General features: G+C 57.0%; 22 protein-coding genes. 7 read left to right on the top strand and 15 right to left on the bottom strand.

Annotated elements, in window-relative coordinates:
• Positions 1–25: 25 nt before the first annotated feature.
• Positions 26–757: a hypothetical protein gene (locus tag MVB78_RS01090; protein ID WP_297486914.1), complete on the top strand. Its 732-nt coding sequence runs from the start codon at positions 26–28 to the stop codon at positions 755–757.
• Here MVB78_RS01090 and MVB78_RS01085 read toward each other — a convergent pair.
• From MVB78_RS01085 to MVB78_RS01055, 7 genes are read right to left on the bottom strand one after another with little or no spacing between them, the layout of a single operon-like run.
• Positions 741–2,420, bottom strand: a complete 1,680-nt coding sequence (locus MVB78_RS01085) for an ATP-dependent DNA ligase (protein WP_297486974.1) — start codon at positions 2,418–2,420, stop codon at positions 741–743. The genes MVB78_RS01090 and MVB78_RS01085 overlap by 17 nt on opposite strands.
• A gap of 59 nt (positions 2,421–2,479) precedes the next feature.
• The gene (locus tag MVB78_RS01080) at positions 2,480–3,382 is read right to left on the bottom strand and encodes a pantoate kinase (RefSeq protein ID WP_297486910.1); all 903 of its coding nucleotides are present in this window, start codon (positions 3,380–3,382) and stop codon (positions 2,480–2,482) included.
• Entirely contained in the window at positions 3,383–5,341 is a 1,959-nt protein-coding gene (gene rqcH / locus MVB78_RS01075; RefSeq protein WP_297486908.1) for a ribosome rescue protein RqcH, read from the bottom strand.
• Between the two features lie 43 nt (positions 5,342–5,384).
• A complete protein-coding gene (locus MVB78_RS01070; protein ID WP_297486906.1) occupies positions 5,385–5,645 on the bottom strand; it encodes a hypothetical protein in 261 nt (86 codons plus the stop codon).
• A gap of 9 nt (positions 5,646–5,654) precedes the next feature.
• Positions 5,655–6,242: an orotate phosphoribosyltransferase gene (gene pyrE / locus MVB78_RS01065; protein ID WP_297486972.1), complete on the bottom strand. Its 588-nt coding sequence runs from the start codon at positions 6,240–6,242 to the stop codon at positions 5,655–5,657.
• 49 nt (positions 6,243–6,291) lie between these two features.
• Entirely contained in the window at positions 6,292–7,098 is an 807-nt protein-coding gene (locus MVB78_RS01060; RefSeq protein WP_297486903.1) for a slipin family protein, read from the bottom strand.
• Positions 7,099–7,100: 2 nt separating this feature from the next.
• Positions 7,101–8,450 (bottom strand): nodulation protein NfeD, encoded by a 1,350-nt coding sequence (locus tag MVB78_RS01055; protein WP_297486970.1) that lies wholly within the window; start codon positions 8,448–8,450, stop codon positions 7,101–7,103.
• Positions 8,451–8,534: 84 nt separating this feature from the next.
• On the opposite strand from MVB78_RS01055, the gene MVB78_RS01050 reads away from it, so the two are divergent.
• Complete coding sequence (locus tag MVB78_RS01050; protein ID WP_297486900.1) at positions 8,535–8,843, top strand: hypothetical protein; 309 nt, start codon at positions 8,535–8,537, stop codon at positions 8,841–8,843.
• On the opposite strand, the gene MVB78_RS01045 is transcribed toward MVB78_RS01050, so the two are convergent.
• The 5 genes from MVB78_RS01045 to cgi121 all read right to left on the bottom strand — a co-directional run bounded on the left by MVB78_RS01045 (position 8,824) and on the right by cgi121 (position 12,333).
• Positions 8,824–9,279, bottom strand: a complete 456-nt coding sequence (locus MVB78_RS01045) for a DUF835 domain-containing protein (protein ID WP_297486897.1) — start codon at positions 9,277–9,279, stop codon at positions 8,824–8,826. The two genes, MVB78_RS01050 and MVB78_RS01045, sit on opposite strands and share 20 nt — an antisense overlap.
• Before the next feature lie 167 nt (positions 9,280–9,446).
• Positions 9,447–10,175, bottom strand: a complete 729-nt coding sequence (gene serK / locus MVB78_RS01040; RefSeq protein WP_297486895.1) for an L-serine kinase SerK — start codon at positions 10,173–10,175, stop codon at positions 9,447–9,449.
• A 156-nt stretch (positions 10,176–10,331) separates the two neighbouring features.
• Entirely contained in the window at positions 10,332–10,664 is a 333-nt protein-coding gene (locus MVB78_RS01035) for a hypothetical protein (RefSeq protein ID WP_297486892.1), read from the bottom strand.
• Positions 10,665–10,678: 14 nt separating this feature from the next.
• Positions 10,679–11,857 (bottom strand): aminotransferase class I/II-fold pyridoxal phosphate-dependent enzyme, encoded by a 1,179-nt coding sequence (locus tag MVB78_RS01030; protein WP_297486889.1) that lies wholly within the window; start codon positions 11,855–11,857, stop codon positions 10,679–10,681.
• Between the two features lie 77 nt (positions 11,858–11,934).
• Complete coding sequence (cgi121, locus tag MVB78_RS01025; RefSeq protein ID WP_297486886.1) at positions 11,935–12,333, bottom strand: KEOPS complex subunit Cgi121; 399 nt, start codon at positions 12,331–12,333, stop codon at positions 11,935–11,937.
• A 206-nt stretch (positions 12,334–12,539) separates the two neighbouring features.
• Here cgi121 and MVB78_RS01020 point away from each other — a divergent pair, with 206 nt between their 5' ends.
• From MVB78_RS01020 to MVB78_RS01000, 5 genes are all read left to right on the top strand, one after another.
• Positions 12,540–12,728, top strand: a complete 189-nt coding sequence (locus tag MVB78_RS01020) for a ribbon-helix-helix domain-containing protein (RefSeq protein ID WP_297486883.1) — start codon at positions 12,540–12,542, stop codon at positions 12,726–12,728.
• A gap of 31 nt (positions 12,729–12,759) precedes the next feature.
• The gene (ftsZ, locus tag MVB78_RS01015) at positions 12,760–14,007 is read left to right on the top strand and encodes a cell division protein FtsZ (protein WP_297486880.1); all 1,248 of its coding nucleotides are present in this window, start codon (positions 12,760–12,762) and stop codon (positions 14,005–14,007) included.
• 61 nt (positions 14,008–14,068) lie between these two features.
• Positions 14,069–14,842 (top strand): ParA family protein, encoded by a 774-nt coding sequence (locus MVB78_RS01010; RefSeq protein ID WP_297486877.1) that lies wholly within the window; start codon positions 14,069–14,071, stop codon positions 14,840–14,842.
• Positions 14,826–15,158: a CopG family transcriptional regulator gene (locus tag MVB78_RS01005; protein ID WP_297486874.1), complete on the top strand. Its 333-nt coding sequence runs from the start codon at positions 14,826–14,828 to the stop codon at positions 15,156–15,158. The genes MVB78_RS01010 and MVB78_RS01005 overlap by 17 nt, the downstream gene beginning before the upstream one ends.
• Positions 15,159–15,265: 107 nt before the next feature.
• Positions 15,266–15,967: an ATPase domain-containing protein gene (locus tag MVB78_RS01000; RefSeq protein WP_297486969.1), complete on the top strand. Its 702-nt coding sequence runs from the start codon at positions 15,266–15,268 to the stop codon at positions 15,965–15,967.
• On the opposite strand, the gene MVB78_RS00995 is transcribed toward MVB78_RS01000, so the two are convergent.
• The 3 genes from MVB78_RS00995 to pyrF are packed head-to-tail and all read right to left on the bottom strand — an operon-like array spanning position 15,968 to position 17,557.
• Positions 15,968–16,411, bottom strand: a complete 444-nt coding sequence (locus MVB78_RS00995; protein WP_297486872.1) for an FAD synthase — start codon at positions 16,409–16,411, stop codon at positions 15,968–15,970.
• Between the two features lies 1 nt (position 16,412).
• A complete protein-coding gene (locus MVB78_RS00990) occupies positions 16,413–16,931 on the bottom strand; it encodes an RNA-binding protein (protein WP_297486870.1) in 519 nt (172 codons plus the stop codon).
• Positions 16,922–17,557, bottom strand: a complete 636-nt coding sequence (pyrF, locus tag MVB78_RS00985) for an orotidine-5'-phosphate decarboxylase (protein WP_297486868.1) — start codon at positions 17,555–17,557, stop codon at positions 16,922–16,924. Before pyrF ends, MVB78_RS00990 begins: the two co-directional genes overlap by 10 nt.

The following is a 17,557-nucleotide window of genomic DNA, read 5'->3' as shown; positions in this document are numbered from 1 at the left end:
GGAGCCCCTCCATCAGGGGATCTGAATGGCAGGCGGACTCGACCTTGGGGTTGTAAAGCCCTACGCCTACGCCGCCCTCCTCTTGGTATCCCTGATAGGCATCCTAACCTACAGGAGGGTAAAGGGAGAGTGGGAGAGGCTTCCTCCCATGAGCTGGAAGCTGATTTCCTTCCTGTTGGGCCTGATGGCCATTTTAGTAGCTTCCCTAATGGAGTACCCCTTTTCCCCATCCCTGTTCTCTTCCGGCAGGGTAAGCCTGATCCAGATGACGCTGCTCGGCATCTTCGTGGGGCCGATAGAGGAGTTCTCAAAGCTGCTCCCCGTTAAGATGTTCCACGAGGAGGGGTGGGTGCTCTGGAAGAAAACCTTAGGGACGGCCTTCTTCTTCGGCCTCATTGAGGCGGTTCTCTACTCAATTATGCTTCTGATCATCGGGGTGCCCCTGATGGCCCTTCTGAGGCTTGCCCTGGTGGGCTTTCACGTGGCCCTGACTTCCATAGCTGCAACTGATCTGATCGCGGAGGGGAGCTGGAGGGGGTACCTGCGGGCCTCAGTTTACCACTCGCTCTACGACCTCCCGCTCCTCGTCTACGTTGGCGGATACCGCGGGGAGGGGATATACGCTCTGATGGTTCTCGGCTTCCTCTCCCTGGCCGCGGTTGCGGTTGAGGTGCTCAGAAGTGAGGGGGTGGCGGAGAGGATTTTGGGGAAAGATGAAACTCCAATTCTGGAGTTCGAGTTCACCTCCTCGCCTTGAACTTCTCTTGGAGCTTGTAGAGCTGGGCTATCCTCTCTATCGTGTCGGCCTCCTCCGGGCTCTTGTCCTCCCTCAGGGCCACGTAGCGCGGGAAGCGCAGCGCAAAACCACTTCTGTACTTCGGGCTCTTCTGTATCTCCTGGTAGGTGACTTCGATTACAACCTTTGGCGCTATCTCGACGAACTTGCCCTCTCCACCCGTTATCAGTGGTTTCAGCATCTTCGTGAACTCGGCCAAGTCCTCGTCCGTGAAGCCGCTCCCGACCTTTCCGACGGGGATGAAGTCGCCGCTCTCAGGGTCGTAAGCTGCCACGAGGAAGGAGCCGAGGAGGTGCGCCCTCCTCCCCTCACCCCACTCGGCCCCTATTATGACGAGGTCGAGGTCCTCCATGGTGGGCTTTATCTTCAGCCACTTCTTCCCGCGGTTCCCGGGCTCGTAGACTGCATCGAGCCTCTTCGCCATCAGCCCCTCGTGGCCGAGCTCCAGGGCCTCCTTGTAAAACTTCTCCGCCTCCTCAGCGCTCTTCGTAACGAGTTGGACAGCGAGCTTTATCCTCTCGTTCTCCTCGACGGCCTCCTTAAGCCTCCTCCTTCTCTCCCTGAAGGGGGTGTCTATTAAAGCCTCGCCGTCAGCGTAGAGTATGTCGAAGAGGTTGAGCTCGACTGGGATCCTCTCTATCATCTCCTCGATGTTGTACTTCCTCCTGAAGCGCCTGAGGACGTACTGGAACGGCCTCGGCCTCCCACCCTCACCTACCGCGACGAGCTCGCCCTCAACGATTATCCTTTCGTGCTTCAGCTGGCTTTTTGCGGCCTCTATTATCTCGGGTATCGAGCGGGTAACGTTCTCAAGCCTCCTGGAGTAGATTATCACCCTGTCCCCGTCCCTGTGAACCTGAACCCTTGCCCCGTCGTACTTTATCTCGAAGGCAGCTTCACCGCCCATCTCCATGAGGGCGTCCTTGACCCCGGCCGCGTTCTGCGCCAGCATCGGCCTTATCGGCTTGCCTATCTGTATCTGAACCCTGGCCAGCCCCTCGTTCCCCTCAAGCTTGGCCACCCGGGCCACCTGTCCAAAGTCGCTCGTAAGCATGTAGGCCCTCTCAACCAGCTCCGGCCTTGCGTTGAACGCCCCCGCTATGGCATCCCTGAGGATCCCCTCGGCCACACCGGTTCTCATCGTCCCCAAAACGGTTCTCGCTATGTACTTGCCCTCCTCCGGCTCGGCGTCCATGAACAGGTTTGCGAGGTACTTCATCTTCCTGTCCTGGCTCCCCTCACCCTGGGCCTCCGCTATCTTGACGAAGGTGTTGTAAACGCGCTTTATCGTTAGGGGCTGGGAGAAAAAGCTCTTCTGTCTCCTCCTCTTCAAAGCCAAGGCAACGCTCTCACCGAGGTCGCCCGTGTCCTTAACCGAGTTCTCTATCTCCTTCTCGGGAACGCCGGTGGCCATTGCAACGGCCTTTACCAGGAGCTTCTCACCGACGCCAAGTTCTCTCTCGTCCCAGTCCGGGAAGACCTTGCCAAGGATGAGGTAGGGGATTATCTCGAGGAGCTCGTCCGGCGTCTTCTTCAGGAAGTCCGCCACGAACTTCGTCTTGAGGGTCTTGAGCGTCGTCTTCTCCAGGCTCCTGTAGAGGTTGGCCAGCTCTGAGTAGCGCATATCGCCCATCTTCACCACCGGAGAAAATAAGGGTGGAGGAGGATAAAAGGGTAGTGGGACTAACCCACCCACCTTCCGACCTTCGGCCTCTCCCTGTAGACCCCAGCGGCATCGTAGGGAACATCCAGATCGGCCAAAAGGTTCTTGGCCCTTCCCAGCTCCTCCTCGCTTACGAGGGCGAAGAGGCCCTTTCCGAGCATTATCATTGAGCTCGGGTTGGAGAGGACCCTGTCGAGCTCCCTCGCAAGCTCAAGCAGTTCACCGCTCAGGAGGCCGGTTCTCTCCGCGAACTCCCTCGCGAGGGCCATCATCCTCTCGGGGCTCGGTTCCCTGAGGAGGCCCTCAAGGGCCTTCCTTCCCTCGACCTCGATTGACTTGATAACGTCCCCGTCCAGGACTTCCTTAGTGTGCAACGGCCCGAGCGGAACGACAAGAACCCTGTAGTTCTCGAAGAAGAGGTTGTCCACGACTCCAACCCCGGGCCCGCCTGCTTTAACGCGAACCTCGATCCCTCCGGCGAGCTGCGCTACGATGTCCCCGAGCCCACCGCCGTTTACGACCTCGTGCCTGTGGGCTATTCTTGCCACGCCCAGCCAGGTTCCGCCGAAGGCGTAGCCGAGGCCCAGGGCTGTTCCAAGGGCCCCTCCAGCGCTGTTCCCAAAGCCGTAGCCGCTGGGGAAGTCGAAGTACTGCCAGATTTCAACCTCCCCGGTGAAGTCCCTCGGAACTATCTCCTCTGCCACTGAGTAGCTTATTACTGCACCTTCCCTCTTCACCGGCTCCCCGTTGAAGGCCACGTGGATGTGCCTCTCCAAAGTCCCGGCTTCAACGCTCACGAAAACACTCGTTCCCTTGGACAGGTTCACGCCTGCCCCAACTGAACCCGTATGGAGGGGGTCTTCCCCCTTTACGGGTGCAAAGAAGGCCGTTATGTGGGCTGGAACGAAGGCTCGGATCAGCATTTACGAATCCCCCACAAGCTCCGCTATCTCCCCTCCGCCCGGCGGGAGGATAGCGTTCAGATCCTCCTCCCTGACCTTGTAGCCCCACCTCTCAAGGATCCCGCGTATCCTCTTGACGAGCTCGCCCTTCTTGAGTCTCCCCGGCCTTATGACGATGTAGCGCTTTGTGCGCGCCCCCATTGCACTCACAGGCGCGCACACGACGTATTCCTCTCCTTCATAGCTGATTATGCCAACGGCCAGCTCAAGCGGAAGCCCATGCATCCAGTTCCTCTTTCCATAGACCATGAAGGCACCCTTCCCCATGTACTCCCCGCTCGGGGCCTGCTTCGTCACCTGTTCCGGGTAGGCCCAGTAGGCATCGGCGGAGTAGAGGCCCTGACTCCATGCGCGACTCATCGAGACCGCGAACTGGCAGGCCTCGAACACCGTCTTCTCGCCGGCTTTCCGTCCCCCCTTAATTACGACGTGGGGTGCTCCATAAACGTCGGCGTGGCAGTAGAGGTCTTCCTCTTCCATGTGCTTCTTTATGAGAACCTCGTTTGTGCCCGCGTCCTTGCCAGCCAAGACTAAAAAGCCCTCGCTCGAAACGAACCAGCGGAACTTCTCAAACCACTTCCTCTTCCTCCTCTCGATCCTCTTTACCTTCAGCTCCTTCTTGAGCTCCTCCTCGATGAGCTTCTCTACCTCTTCGAGCTTCCGCCTGGTGTCCTCGTAGGCCTTCAAAGCGCCCTCGTACTTGTGCCTGAACTTCTTGGCCTTCTCGTAGTAGAGCTCCGCGTTCTCCCCGAGGCTCTTTGTGAGGTAAAGCCTCACCTTCCTCCCCTCAAGCTCTATCGTTACCGCCTTCTCCTTGGGATCAATGGCCTTCACCATGAGGGCAACTTTGTTCCCGGATTTTCTGCCCCCCTCTATGCGCCTCTTGAACTCCTCCCAGCCGAGGGTTTCGGTCGCCTTCCTGAACTCCTCCAGCAGGCGCTCAACGAGGGCGTAGTTCGCGTAGATTAGGTTCCCTATCTCCTGGTTGGCCTTTGCCCCCTCCTCGAAGCCCTTCAGCATCTCCGCCTGCTTCTTGAGCGTCATTAGAAGGGCCCTCTTCTTCGCCTCAAGCTTTCTCGTCTGCTCCTGCTTAGCTTTCTCGACCGTTATCCTCCCGAAGTACTCATCCAGGGCCTCGCTGAAGGTTTTAAAATAGCGCTTCTCAAGCCCCTCGTAAACCATCAGCTCTATCGGGACGACGTCGTACATGCTGCCGTCCTTAAAGACTATGTTGGGCTTTGGTTCGTCGTTGAAGGTTCTCAGCATAGCCTCGTAGACCCTTCCGAGATCCTCGTCGTTCAGCTTCCTGACGGGCACCGTCTTCTCAAAGCCCGCCCTGATTGAGATCTCCTCGGCGTAGAGGCCGCCCATGTTGAGCTTCCTCGCTAAGGCGCGGACGAGTTCTAAGTTTTCGTCCTCCCTCATCAGTTCAAGGAACCTCCCAAAGCCGACCTCCAGAGGGTTCTCCCTCGCCGGCGGGAACCTGTACTCGGCGTTGGGCTTTATGGAGCGGTCTGAGTACTCCTCGTAGCACAAGGCTGAAACGATCCTGTTCTCGGGGTCAACCAGGACGATGTTCCCCTTTCCAAAGAGCTCGCCGATCAGCGTGTAGCCGCCAATCTGGAGCTTGACTATCCTGTCGAAGGAGTGCTGCTCTATCGCGTCTATGAATCCGCCGGCTAAGTACTTCCGCAGGAGCATCGTGAAGCTCGACGGCCGCTTCGGGGCTTCTTTGACGTAGCTCGTGGTGTGAAAGCGCTTCCCGGCCTGGAGGATTAAATCGGCCCTCCCCTCCCTGGTTCTGAGCTTTATCCTTATCTCGTCGCCGTCGTGGTAGACCTTGTCAACGCGGGAACCGACCAGCCACTGGAGCTCCCTTACGACGTAGCGTATGTCTACGCTGCTCATTCCCTCCTTCATCGTCCCACCAGAAAAAGTAGGGGAAGGCGTTTAAAGGGTTGCCCTAAAGTTTAAAGCCCCAGACGGCGACTATGGCGGCCGCTATCAGCATGGCTATCCTAATGTTCTGCGGGTTCTCGGCCTCAAAGGCCTCCTGGAGGAAAACGAAGAGTACGCCGGCTATGCCTATATCGTAGAGTATCCAGCCGAGTTTGACGACCCCTCCAGCTGGGATCCCCAAAACCGCTATCATGGCCCCGAGAAGCAGGAGGCCGCTGAGGGCCAGGGGCAGGCTGGTCTCGAAGCTCTCAACCTTCAGCTCCATGGTACCACCCTATGGGGTTGGCTCCCCTCCTGTATTAACTTTTTGCTCCAAAAGCTCCGAGACGTGGATCAGGGGCAGGAAGGTGTAGCCCCTCTCCCTTATCCTCTCCGCCGCGCCTTCTCCCCTGTCAACAACGACGCTTATGGCGCTCACCTTTCCCCCTAATTCCTCTACGACCTCCGCCGCCCTGAGGACGCTTCCCCCGGTTGTAGTGACGTCTTCCACAATGAGGACTGACTCTCCCGCCCTAACCTCGCCCTCCACCAAGCTCCCGGTGCCGTGGGACTTCGGCCTCTTCCTTATTATGACGAGGGGTTTTCCTGTTCGGAGGGAGACGGCGGTGGCTATGGGAACTGCCCCGAGCTCGGGCCCGGCGACCCTGTCGAAGCGTATCCCATCTCCCGCGGTTAGTGCCTCGATCATCTCGGCTATCAAGGCGAGGGAACCCGGGTCTGTGACGAGCTTTTTGACGTTGATGTAGTAGTCGCTCTCCCTGCCCGAGGTGAGGACGAACCTCCCGAAGAGAAGGGCCCCGGCAGAGAGCATTCTCTCAATCAGCTTGCGCTTTGCGGCGTTGATCCCATGGGCAGTGCTCATCCCAAACACCCGGGGAGTGCGGGGGAGAAAAGTTAAAAAATTAGCGGCCTCACTCGGAGGCCTCTTTTTCTCCGACTATTTTCTTGACGGCCTCTCCCGCGTCTGCAAAGCTCTTGAAGAGCTTGAGCATCTCCATCGGGAGCGGGAGGACTATCACGTTGCTCTTGTCGCTCGCCACGTCGCTTATCGTCTGGAGAGTTCTCAGCTGTAAGGCCATCGGGTGCTCGCTGATTATCTCGGCCGCCTCCCTGAGCTTCTCCGCCGCCTGGCGCTCGGCTTCGGCGAGGGTTATCCTCGCCCTCCTCTCACGCTCCGCCTCGGCCTGCCTTGCCATGGCCCTCTGCATGCCCGCTGGGAGCTCAACGTCCTTTATCTCAACGGTTGAGACCTTTATACCCCATGGGTCGGTTGCCTCGTCTATTATCTTCTGGAGCTCCATGTTGAGCTTCTCCCTCTCGCTCAGAAGCTCGTCGAGGTGGGCCTGGCCTATAACGCTCCTCAGCGTAGTCTGGGCTATCTGGCTTGTGGCCATTATGTAGTTGGCGACCTGCGTCACCGCCTTCACCGGATCGACCACGCGGAAGTAAACAACCGCGTTCACCTTGACTGGCACGTTGTCCTTGGTTATCGTCTCCTGCACCGGAACGTCGAGAACCCTCGTACGGAGGTCAATTATGACTGCCTTTTCGAACACGGGTATTATGAAGAAGAGCCCTGGACCCCTGGCACCGACGACCCTACCGAGCCTGAAGATCACTGCCCTCTGGTACTCCTTCACTATCTTTATGGCGCTTGCAAGCAAAATCAAAACGAAAAGCAAAATTATTCCCAAAACAATTGCTCCTGCCCCTGCCATTCTCACACCTCCCTTCCTTTATCCGGGCCCTCCGCTCTGACAACGATGAGGGTGAGCCCGTTCATTCCAACAACCTCGACGGTTTCACCGACGGCGATCCTCTCCCCGGTTTTGCTAACGGCCCTCCAAAGCTCCCCCCTGACCTTTATCATGCCCTCGGGATCGAGCTCTTGGACTACCCTGCCCCTCAGGCCTATCATCTCCTCTTTTCCGGTCTGGGCCCTCCTTCTCCTGTCCCTGATGACGGCGGCGAGCCCGAAGACGAAGAACAGTGCTATGAGGAGCGACGTCAGGATTATGACTATTCTGAGCATTGAGAAGGTCGAGCTCTTTATCAGATAGCCGTTGCCGCCTCCGAAGAGCATTATGCCTCCGAGGATCATGCTTATCACTCCCGCAACCGTGAAGAGGCCGAAGGTGGGGGTAAGGGCTTCAGCCACGAAGAAGAGCATCCCGAGGAAGATCAGGACGAGGCCCGCTGTGTTGTAGCCGAAGTAGCCCAACCCTATGAGCCCGAGCACCAGCATTATAGCGCCTGCGGTCTCGGGGACGTGCCAGCCCGGGGTCAGGAAGCCGAGGAACAGGCCGAGTATGCCGATGTTGAGGAGGACGTAGGCCACGGTGGGGTCGGTTATGAACTTGACGACCTCGTCCTTGAAGGATGGCCCCATCTGGACGATCCTGACGTCCGTGAAGTTGAGTGTTACGTAGCCCCTCCCGCTGACCGGGATTTTGGTCTTCATCCCGTTTGCCTTCTTGAGGAGTTCGCTTGGGTCCTCAGCTATGAGCTCTATCACGTGCGCCTTCAGGGCTTCCTCAGGCGTCAGGCTGAGATCCTCGGTTATAAACTCCTCCGCGGCCGTCGTGTTCCTCCCGCTTTCCTCGGCGAGGCTCCTTATGTAGGCTATGTAGAAGTTCCTTATCTTCTTGGGGGCCTTGATTATGCTCCCGTTGGAGGCGTAGCCTAGTATCGGTTCGCAGGCCCCTATGCTCGTGCCCGGGGCCATCGCTATCAGGTGGGAGCCGAGGGCTATGTAAGTCCCGGCCGATGCCGCTATGGCACCCCGCGGATAGACGTAGATTATAACGGGAACCCTTGACTCCTGTATGTGCTGGATTATCTCCTGCATCGCCTCCCCGTTTCCACCGGGGGTGTTGATCTCTATGATGAGGGCCTCTGCGTTGTTCTCCTCCGCGGTCTTTATGTACCTTGAGAACTGGTCCACCGAATAGCTCGTTATAACGCCCTCGAACTTGGCCACGTAGACGGTTCTTCCATGACTGCCTGCGGCGGCAGAGGGCGCTATCAGGAACACTAAGAGCACTGCCAGTAGCACAAGCCGCTTCCCCATGGGCTCCCCCACCGCTTATACTCAGAGGAGTTTAAAAACGTTCCCAAAGAAACGGTTTTATATTTCCCCTGCGGAACCCATTCTATGAAAGGAGGAAAAGTTAAACCCCTCTTCAAGGCCTACCTCGCCGCGAGGGATGGCAAAAAGGTTGAGCTTGCCCACAGGCTCGCCCTTGAGCTCGCCGGCTACACGGCGGGCCGCTTCTGGGATGGAGTTGCCGCCCTCGGCCTCAGGGAACGCGACGTCAAGGCACTTCTATCCTTCCTCGAGGAGAGGGGAAAGCTGAGGATAAGGCGCGGCAGGGACGGCAGGAGGCTGTACGTGCTCACCCTCAGGGAGCTCAGAAAAAGCCCTGTGAAGCTTGACGAGTGGCTCAGACCTCGAGCCCCCTGAGAACCGCATACTCCTTTCCGTCCCACGCGGTCTCCCCGGTAACCAGATAGACCTTGCCCTTGTACAGGATCGCGTAGTCCCTTATCGCGTGCAGAAACCTCATCAGGGCTTTGAATCCGTTGTAAACGGCAAGGTACTCCGGACAGTCGATGACCACGGCGCCGCCGGGCCTGTTTTTGAGGTAGCTCACTATGACCTCCCTCAGCTTTGGGAGCTCCCGGGGGCCGAGAAAGCCGGGTGCGGAACCCACAAGAACGCTCTTCCATCCATCGGGGACGTCATTCCCCGGCCTCGTGATGAGGAGGGCCTCTCTCTCTATTACCTGCCCCCGGGAGCCCACTATCTCAAAGTTCATGGCCCGGTGGAGTTGGTAAGGGCTCTGAGAGTCGGGTAATGTCTGGATGAACATCGAGCTTATGGCCCTGAGCACTCCCATTCTCCCACCTGAGGAATGGACGGCGCCCGCATATAAGTACTTTTTTTGTAAGTGGTTATGTAGGTGCATATGCAGGCCCTCGGTCTCCTGGACTGCTCATCACAGCTCAGCCGGTTGATCCATCGTCATCGGGCAGACTGAAAAAAAGAGGGGGAGCTTAAAAACCTTCAGAAGAGCTCCTCAAGCTTGACGTCTATCCTGTCTGGGTTGAATGGAAGGACGTGCCTCGTCGTCTTCGGGGAGAAAACCTCACCCCTCTTCACGAGCTCCATGACGTCCTCTTTTGTCGGGGCCTTCCTGATGAAGACGTAATCGACCTCACCCCTGTCCATGTCCTCCCTCGCATCATCCTTGAGGCCGTAGTAGATCAGCTCTATCTCCCCCTCCTGGTTCATCTCGTCGAGAACCCTGCTCACGACCTTCTGCTCTCCGAGGCCACCGGGTATGAGGAAGCTCTTCTCCCCCACGAGGGCAAAGGCCGCCTCACCGCGCTCGGCCTTCTCCTCAGCCTCCGGATCCTCAACGACCTCAAGACCCTCTTTAGTTAGCCTCTCGATGACGGCTTCGAGGTCGCCCTTGAAGGCAGGGTACCAGGTGTACACTTTAACGTCGTCGCTGAAGTAGTCCAGTATCACGGATGGAGCTTTTTTAGCCCCGAGCTTCTGGAGGCCTGCCCAGCGGTGGTGGCCGTCAACGATGAGGTAGTCCCCGGTGCCGGGTATCTCGGCAAGGAGCATCGGCTTCCAGAAGATGCCGGAGCCGGTGACGCTCTCTATGAAGTCCTCAAGCTCCTTCTGAACGAGCTGCTCGTGAGGCCTCATTCTGTTGAGCTCGATAAAGACGTAATCGACCTTTTTCGTCGGTATGTTGTACTTCGGAACCTTTTCAACGCCCATCGCAAACCCCCCTAACTGACTGCAGATGCATATCGAACCGGAAGATAAAAAGACTTTCCCCGAAAAAACAGCTTGCAAACCCAAGGAAAATCGAGAGAACGCGCTCTTTTTCAAATTCCAGCCGGTGTTTTGAATGAATTCGTGGCGTTCATCTGATCACTCCCTTCCGAGGATCCGGGCCTCAACCTCCTCGTCCGATAGGAGTATCAAGTTGAGGGTCGAGAGGGTAAAGAGGGCCGCCCCCTGGGGGATGACACCGAGCATCATCCAGAGTATGGAGAATATCAGGTCGAGGAAGGAGAGGTATTTGCCGAGGCCTATAGACCAGTCATGGCCCCTCAGGATGCCCCAGATTATTCCAAAGTGGAGCAGTGCCGCGAAGGCCGCCCCGGCCACTTGGAACGTGTAGCCCCAGGACAGGACGCCTATCCCGAGGAAGTAGAGGGCTATGAGTGAAAAAGACGCGAGGAGGATCGCCTTAACGTTCATCCCGGGCCTCACCCTCAGAGCCCCTCAAGGGCCGCCTTCATGCGCTCCATTGCCTCTGTGAGGAGGTCCATCTTGGTGGCGTAGCTTATCCTGATCCAGCCCTCGCCGTGCTTCCCGAAGGCCGTTCCCGGTATGACAACGACCCCCGAGTTCTCAAGGAGCCAGTTGGCGAAGTCCTCGCTGCTCATGTCCAGTTCTGGATCGATCCTTGCCCAGACGTAGAAGGCCCCCTTAGGCCTGAAGGGCTCTATGTGGGGCATCTCGTTCAGGTAGCGGAGTACCGTCTTCCTCCTCTTGGAGTAGACCTCCCTCATCTCCTTCACAGCGTCCCAGCTCCTCTTGTCCCTCAGCGCGGTTATGCCCGCTATCTGGACGAAGGACGCAGCGTTTCCGATGATGTAGGCGTGGAGCTTTATCATGTCGTGTATTACCTGACCCGGGGCTATGGCAAAACCCAACCTCCACCCGGTCATTGCAAAGGTTTTGGAGAAGCTGTTGGCGAGTATGGTGTTGTCCGGTGCGTACTTTATCATGGGGTGGTGCCTGGCGCCCTCGTAGATGAAGTGCTCGTAGGGCTCATCGCTGAGGATGTAGATGTTGTAGTCCTTGGCTATATCGGCTATGGCCTTGGCGGTCTCCTTGTCAAGGGTGGCCCCAGTGGGGTTGTTCGGGTAGTTCATGACTATCATCCGCGTCCTCTTGGTCACTAACTCCACTACCTCATCCGGGTCCATTCTAAAGCCGTTCTCCGGCCTCAGGGGTATCCTCAGTATTCCGGCCTCGGAGATCTTCGCATCCTCGGCGTAGCAGACGAAGGCCGGGTCGGGGATTATAACGTCGTCACCCTCCTCCAAAAGGGATTCAAAGGCGAGGTAGGTTGCCTCGTAGGCCCCCGCGGTAACTATGATGCTGTCTGGGTCTATATCGACCCGGTAGAAGTCCTTGTAGTACTCGGCTATCGCCTCCCTGAACTCGGGGATGCCCGCGTTGGGCGTGTAGTGGGTGTAGCCCTCGTCGAGGGCACGCTTGGCGGCCTCCTTTATTATCTCCGGCGTATCGAAGTCGGGCTCCCCAATCCCGAGGGATATAACGTTCTCCATTCTTCTGGCCTTCTCAAAGAGCTCCCTTATCTTGGAGCGCTGGATGAGATTGATTCTCCCGGCCATGAAGTACTTTCTCCTCTTGTACCTCATTGAAACCACCCGGACATCTCAGAACTGCCTCCAGCCGCTTTATAAATTTAACCTGGAACCCGCCGAAACCCGGGAGCTCACAAAACCTCAACCATGGCGGCCCTCTCAAGGAGGGGCTTCAGCTTTTCCCCGGGACAGTGCTCCCCCTCCCAGGGTCTCAGGCCAAGCCTCCGCCTCGCCTCCTCCGCGCTACCCCCGAAGACCACGAGGTAGCCGGGTCCCTTTGCCAGGCCGACCTCCCTTATCGCATCCCTTATCTGGAGGGTTCCCGCGAGGCGGAGGAGCAGCTCACCACCGGGGGTCTTGGCGCGGTTCGTGCTCCTTTCGAAGGCCCTCACCGAAAGAACCGCCGCGTGGACGACGGCCTCGATGCAAGCAGCTCTCACTATCTGAAGGCTGCCCCCCACATCATTCACCAGCCCACCGGGATCCTCTATCACAACGGGTAGAACTTCCACGCCGTAAGCCGTCTTCATTCACTCCACCCCGTAACGGTTTTCCAGGGAGGTTATAACGTTTGCCCCCGAGGAGGACAGTTTTTCAAAAATTTTTTGTATAAATTAAAAATTCAAAAAATTTTTTCAGATTCATATTTCACTAATATTATTTTAGAGCCGCAAAGTATTTAACTACTTAAAGCACTAACTAAAGTAGCGACCCACTGGACTGGGTGATACAGCGGATGACAAAGATGCGCATCATAAGCGTGCAGATGCCCCAGAACCTCATTAACGCCATGGACCAGCTCGTTAAACGCGGTATTTACCCGAACAGGAGCGAAATAATCAGAGCGGCCCTTAGAGACTTCCTAAAGAGGGAGCTCCAGATGGATTTCAACGATGAAGAGCTTCCCGAGTACATCATAAGGTGATGGAAATCGCCAGGTGGAGGGGGTATGGATAATGGTGTTTAAACTCTTGGAGCAGGCCGGGATAAAACTTGATATAGATGAAGGGCCCAAGGTGGAGAAGGAGGATCTTCTTGGAGAGGATCTCAGCAGTTTTATAAAGATAGCTATCGTGGGCGTTGGGGGCTCTGGCAACAACACGATAACGAGGCTTTACGAGCTCGGGGTAGAGGGGGCCGAGCTTATAGCCATGAACACGGACGCCCAGCACCTCGCGAGGATAAAGGCGCACAAAAAGCTCCTCCTCGGAAAGGAGATAACACAGGGAAAAGGCTCCGGTGGAGACCCGGAGGTCGGCTACCGAGCCGCTGAGGCGAGCGCCCATGAGATCGCCGAGACGATAGGGCCGGCGGACCTCGTTTTCATAACCGCTGGAATGGGCAACGGCACCGGAACTGGTGCCGCGCCAGTTGTCGCCAAAGTCGTGAAGGAGCGGGCAAGGAACAGCGGTGGTCGCTTCAAAGAACCCCTCGTGGTCAGCGTCGTGACATTTCCCTTCAAAACCGAGGGGACGATAAGGATTGAGAAGGCGAAGGCGGGGATCAAGGCGCTCCTCCACTACTCCGACACCGTCATAATAATAGAGAACGACAAGCTCCTCCAGCTCGTCCCGAACCTCCCGATCAACGCGGCCTTCCGCTTCGCCGACGAGATAATAGCCAGAATGGTTAAGGGCATAACCGAGACCATAAAGCTCCCTTCCATGGTCAACATTGACTTCGCCGACGTTTACAGCATAATGAAGGACGGCGGCGCGGCCCTGATAGGAATAGGCGAGAGCGACTCCAAGAACCGGGCCGTCGAGGCCGTTAAAGCGGCCTTGGAGAACAAGATGCTCGACGTCAAGTTCGGCAGCGGCAACAAGGCCCTCGTCCACTTCACCGTGGGGCCCGATGTGAACCTCCGCGAGATCAACGACGCCATGGAAGTCGTCTACAACAACCTGGGCACCAAGTCGGAGATAAAGTGGGGTGCAAGGGTGGACGAGGACATGGGCAAGGTTGTCAGGGCCATGGTGATAATGACCGGGGTCGAGAGCCCCCACATAATCGGGGGTGAAACCGCCCTCCAGGCGGGTTCTAGGGTTGTCGTTCCGAAGTCCGAGCCGGTTCCCTTCGAGAGAAGGGCCCACGACGATGACCTGTATAACATCATAACCGGCCGTGGAGGCGTTAAAAAGCCAGCGAACGGCAGCGGGGACAAGCGCATTCAGAAGATCTTCGAGGACATCGAGTTGTTCTGACCCTTTTATTTAATTCAACAACCTTTTAAGGGGCCGCGTGTTTAGGTCAGCGGGTGGTAGGATGACCGTTGTAATCAGCGTGGCCAACCAGAAGGGCGGGGTCGGGAAGACCACTCTAACTCTGAACCTTGGCTACAGCCTCGCGAGGAGCGGCAGAAGGGTCCTTCTCGTGGACGTTGATCCCCAGTTCAACCTTACCTTCGGGCTGATTGGGATGGACGTGCTCAAGCACGAGGAGAGGAACGTGGGCACCGTAATGATGAGGGAGGCCGACGTTGAAGAGACAATAGTAGAAGTTGAGAAAAACCTCCACCTCCTGCCGAGCCACCTCAACCTCTCCGCCAAGGAGATAGAGATCATAAACGCCTACAACCGGGAGAGGAGGCTTCAGAAGGCGATAAACCCGATACTCCCGGACTACGACTACGTCCTCATAGACAACCCACCGAGCATGGGGATATTCCTCGTGAACTCCCTGACGGCCTCGGACTTCGTCCTCATACCCCTGGAGCTGAGCTATTTCGGCGTCATAGGTATGCAGCTGATGTTCAACCTCATGGCGATGATAAGGAGCGAGACCAACGAGTCCCTCTCCCTCCTCGGCCTCGTCCCCAACAAGTTCACGAGGCAGACGAAGGTTCCGAAGACGAGACTCGGGGAACTCAGGGAGACCTACCCAGAGGCCCCGATACTGACGACCATACCGAAGGCGATAGCCTTAGAAAAGGCCCAGGCCCGGGGGATGAGCATATTCGACTATGAACCCGGTGGAAGGGCTGCTAAGGCCTTTGAAAAACTCACGAGAGAGGTGATCGGACTTGTCGAAGGAGAGTAAGCTCCCGAAGCTGTTTTCCGGTTCCGTTGACGAGCTCACCAGGCCCTCCAAACCCAAGGTGAGGAAGACCAAAGAGGGCCTCAAGGCCCAGAAGAAGCAGAAGACCCTTTACGTGAGCCTCGACATGAACAGGAAGCTCATAGAGCTCTACGCGGAGGAGGGGAGGAGGCAGAGCGTGATCGTTGAGGACGCGGTTAACCTCTACTACTACCTCCGCCTCGCACTGGGTGAGAAGAAGTTTGACGAGCTCATGAGTGCTGTCAGAAGGGAGGAGCCCGAGTTCCTGAGGGAATACCTCGAAAGGCTCAGGGTTTGATTCTTACGTTTTTCTTTTGAACTATTTTCCCCGGGAAAGGAGGGGCAAGTTCTCATGTGAGGATACGTTTAAATAATGTTCCCCTGTATACTTACGTGGTGTTTGGCATGGTCAGGGTTTCTACCGGCGTTCCCGGGCTCGACGCCATGCTCAACGGGGGGCTCATCAAAGGGCGGGTCTACCTTCTCAAGGGTGCCGCCGGAACCGGGAAGACGATCCTCGCGATGCATTTTGCGATGGAGGGTGTGAAGAATGGTGAGGATGTTCTCTACATAACACTCGGCGAGCCCTCGAAGCAGCTCGTGGAGAACATGAGGAGCATCGGCTTCGAGTTCGATAACCCCCGCTTCAGGCTCGTCGACGCGACACCAATAAACCATGTGAAGAGCGTTGTTTTCACGGGCAGCCCCGGGGTCGAGTTCGGGGAGAGCATGGAGAGGTTGCTGAGCTCGGTAATCTCCGAGGTGGAGGGAAAGGACTACTCCCGGGTTGTGGTGGATCCCATCACCATGATGAAGCTGACGGTTGAGAGCGAACTCAAATACCGGAAGTTGCTGCTCCCCTTTCTAAAGGCCGTGCACCGCAAGAACACAACGGTTCTGCTCGTCTCGGAGGAGGAGAGGACGAACGTTGAGGAGTACATGGTAAGCGGCGTCATAGAGCTCCTGAGAAGGGACGTCAACTGGACTTCCATAAGGGGAGTGAGGGTCACGAAGTTCAGGGGGAGTGCCGTCGACGAGAACACGAGGCCGCTTAAGATAACGAGCCGGGGGATGGTCGTTCTGTCGGATAGGGTCTTCCGGGCCTGATCATTCACAGAACTCCTCTATGATCCTCTCTATTATCTTGCTCGTCTTCGCCCTGTCGCTCTTGTACGGATAAGGAATTCTAATGACTTCGACGTTCATGCCGTGCTTCCTCAGCTCCTCCTTCAGCCTCTCGCAGTTGAAGTTCTGGTCCGGTCCTATCGCTATCACGTCCGGGTTTATCCTCTTCACGAGTTCGAGGTCTATCCTTCCGGGGGAGCCTATGTAGACCTCGTCCACGTACCTTATGGCCCGCAGGAGCTCAGCCCTGTCCTCGGCCGTGTTCACGGGGTCCCTCCTCTTGAGCTTCCTGACGGTCTCGTCGTGCGCAACGATCACCACAAGCTCGTCGCCGAGTTCTTTTGCCTGCTTCAAGAAGTGGACGTGCCCCACGTGGAGTATGTCAAAGACGCCTCCAACGAGAACCCTTATTCCCTTCTCCCCCATATCAGCCCACCGTGACCTGCCAGATCTTGTCCTTAGCGTGGTGGATGTTCTTAACCGCTTTTCCCTTTGACCTCTCCTTCATGGCCTTTCCGCCCATGAGGGCTATCCCTATAGCCAAGGGCCTTCCGTAGTTCTCCTCGACCACGAAGACGAAGTCCCCCTCCCTAATGCCTTCGTCGGCATCTACTATGCCCGCGGCCATGACGTCGGCCCCGTTGAGGATGTAGGGAACAGCGCCTTCGTCAACGACCACGCGCCTCGGCCACTTCCTCAGATCCTCTTCGTTGGACAGCTCGTAGAGCGCTATGACGAGCGGAAAGACGAGCTCTTTCCTCCTTATGAAGAAGGGCCTCCCGTTCACGAGTATTATCTCGGTCGTTTTGTCGAACTCCGCTATCTCCACCCTGTCTTTTCTGCCCAGCATCTTTCCCGCTATCTCCTCCCCGAATACCTCGCTCATCTCGCGGATTATCTCCTTTATCTCCTTCTTGCTGAGCGGGTGCTTGGCCTTCAGCTCCACGCTTCCACCTCCTCAGAAAACCTCCTCGCGGCTTCCCGCGGGTTCTCGCTCTCGTAGATGGAGCGTCCGACGATGATGTAATCAGCGCCGGCTTTTATGGCTTCCCCGGCCTTTCCGCCCTGAGCCCCGACGCCGGGGGTTATAACCTTAATCCCCGGCTTAAGCTTCGAGCTGATGTAGCTAACGCGCTCGGGCCTCGTTGCAGGGGCTATAACGCCGAAGGGTTCAAGCTCGTTGGCCATCTCGATGAGCCTATCCGTTACCGGCTGGATAAACTCCTCAGCTCCGGGATGGCTCATCTCCACGACGATTATCGTCTCTCCGAGCTCCATAGCTGCTTTAACGCTGTCTCTCCCGACGAAGCCGTGGGCTATTATGTAGTCCGCCCCCGCACCAAAGACCTTCCCTGCTATCAGGCGGTTCGTGTTCGGTATGTCCGCAAGCTTCAGGTCAGCTATAACTGGAAGTCCTGTTATCTGCTTCAGTTCGGTGATTATTTTGAGGCCTGAGCCGATTATCAGGGGCCAGTTCACCTTCACCGCCCAGAGGTAGTCAGCTGTGCTCTCTGCTATCTCAAGCGCCCTATCCCTATCGTAAACGTCAAGGGCTAAGATGAGCCCGCTCAC

Source organism: Thermococcus sp. (assembly GCF_026991495.1).
Lineage (GTDB): Archaea > Methanobacteriota_B > Thermococci > Thermococcales > Thermococcaceae > Thermococcus.
This window is presented reverse-complemented; position numbering and strand designations above follow the sequence as displayed.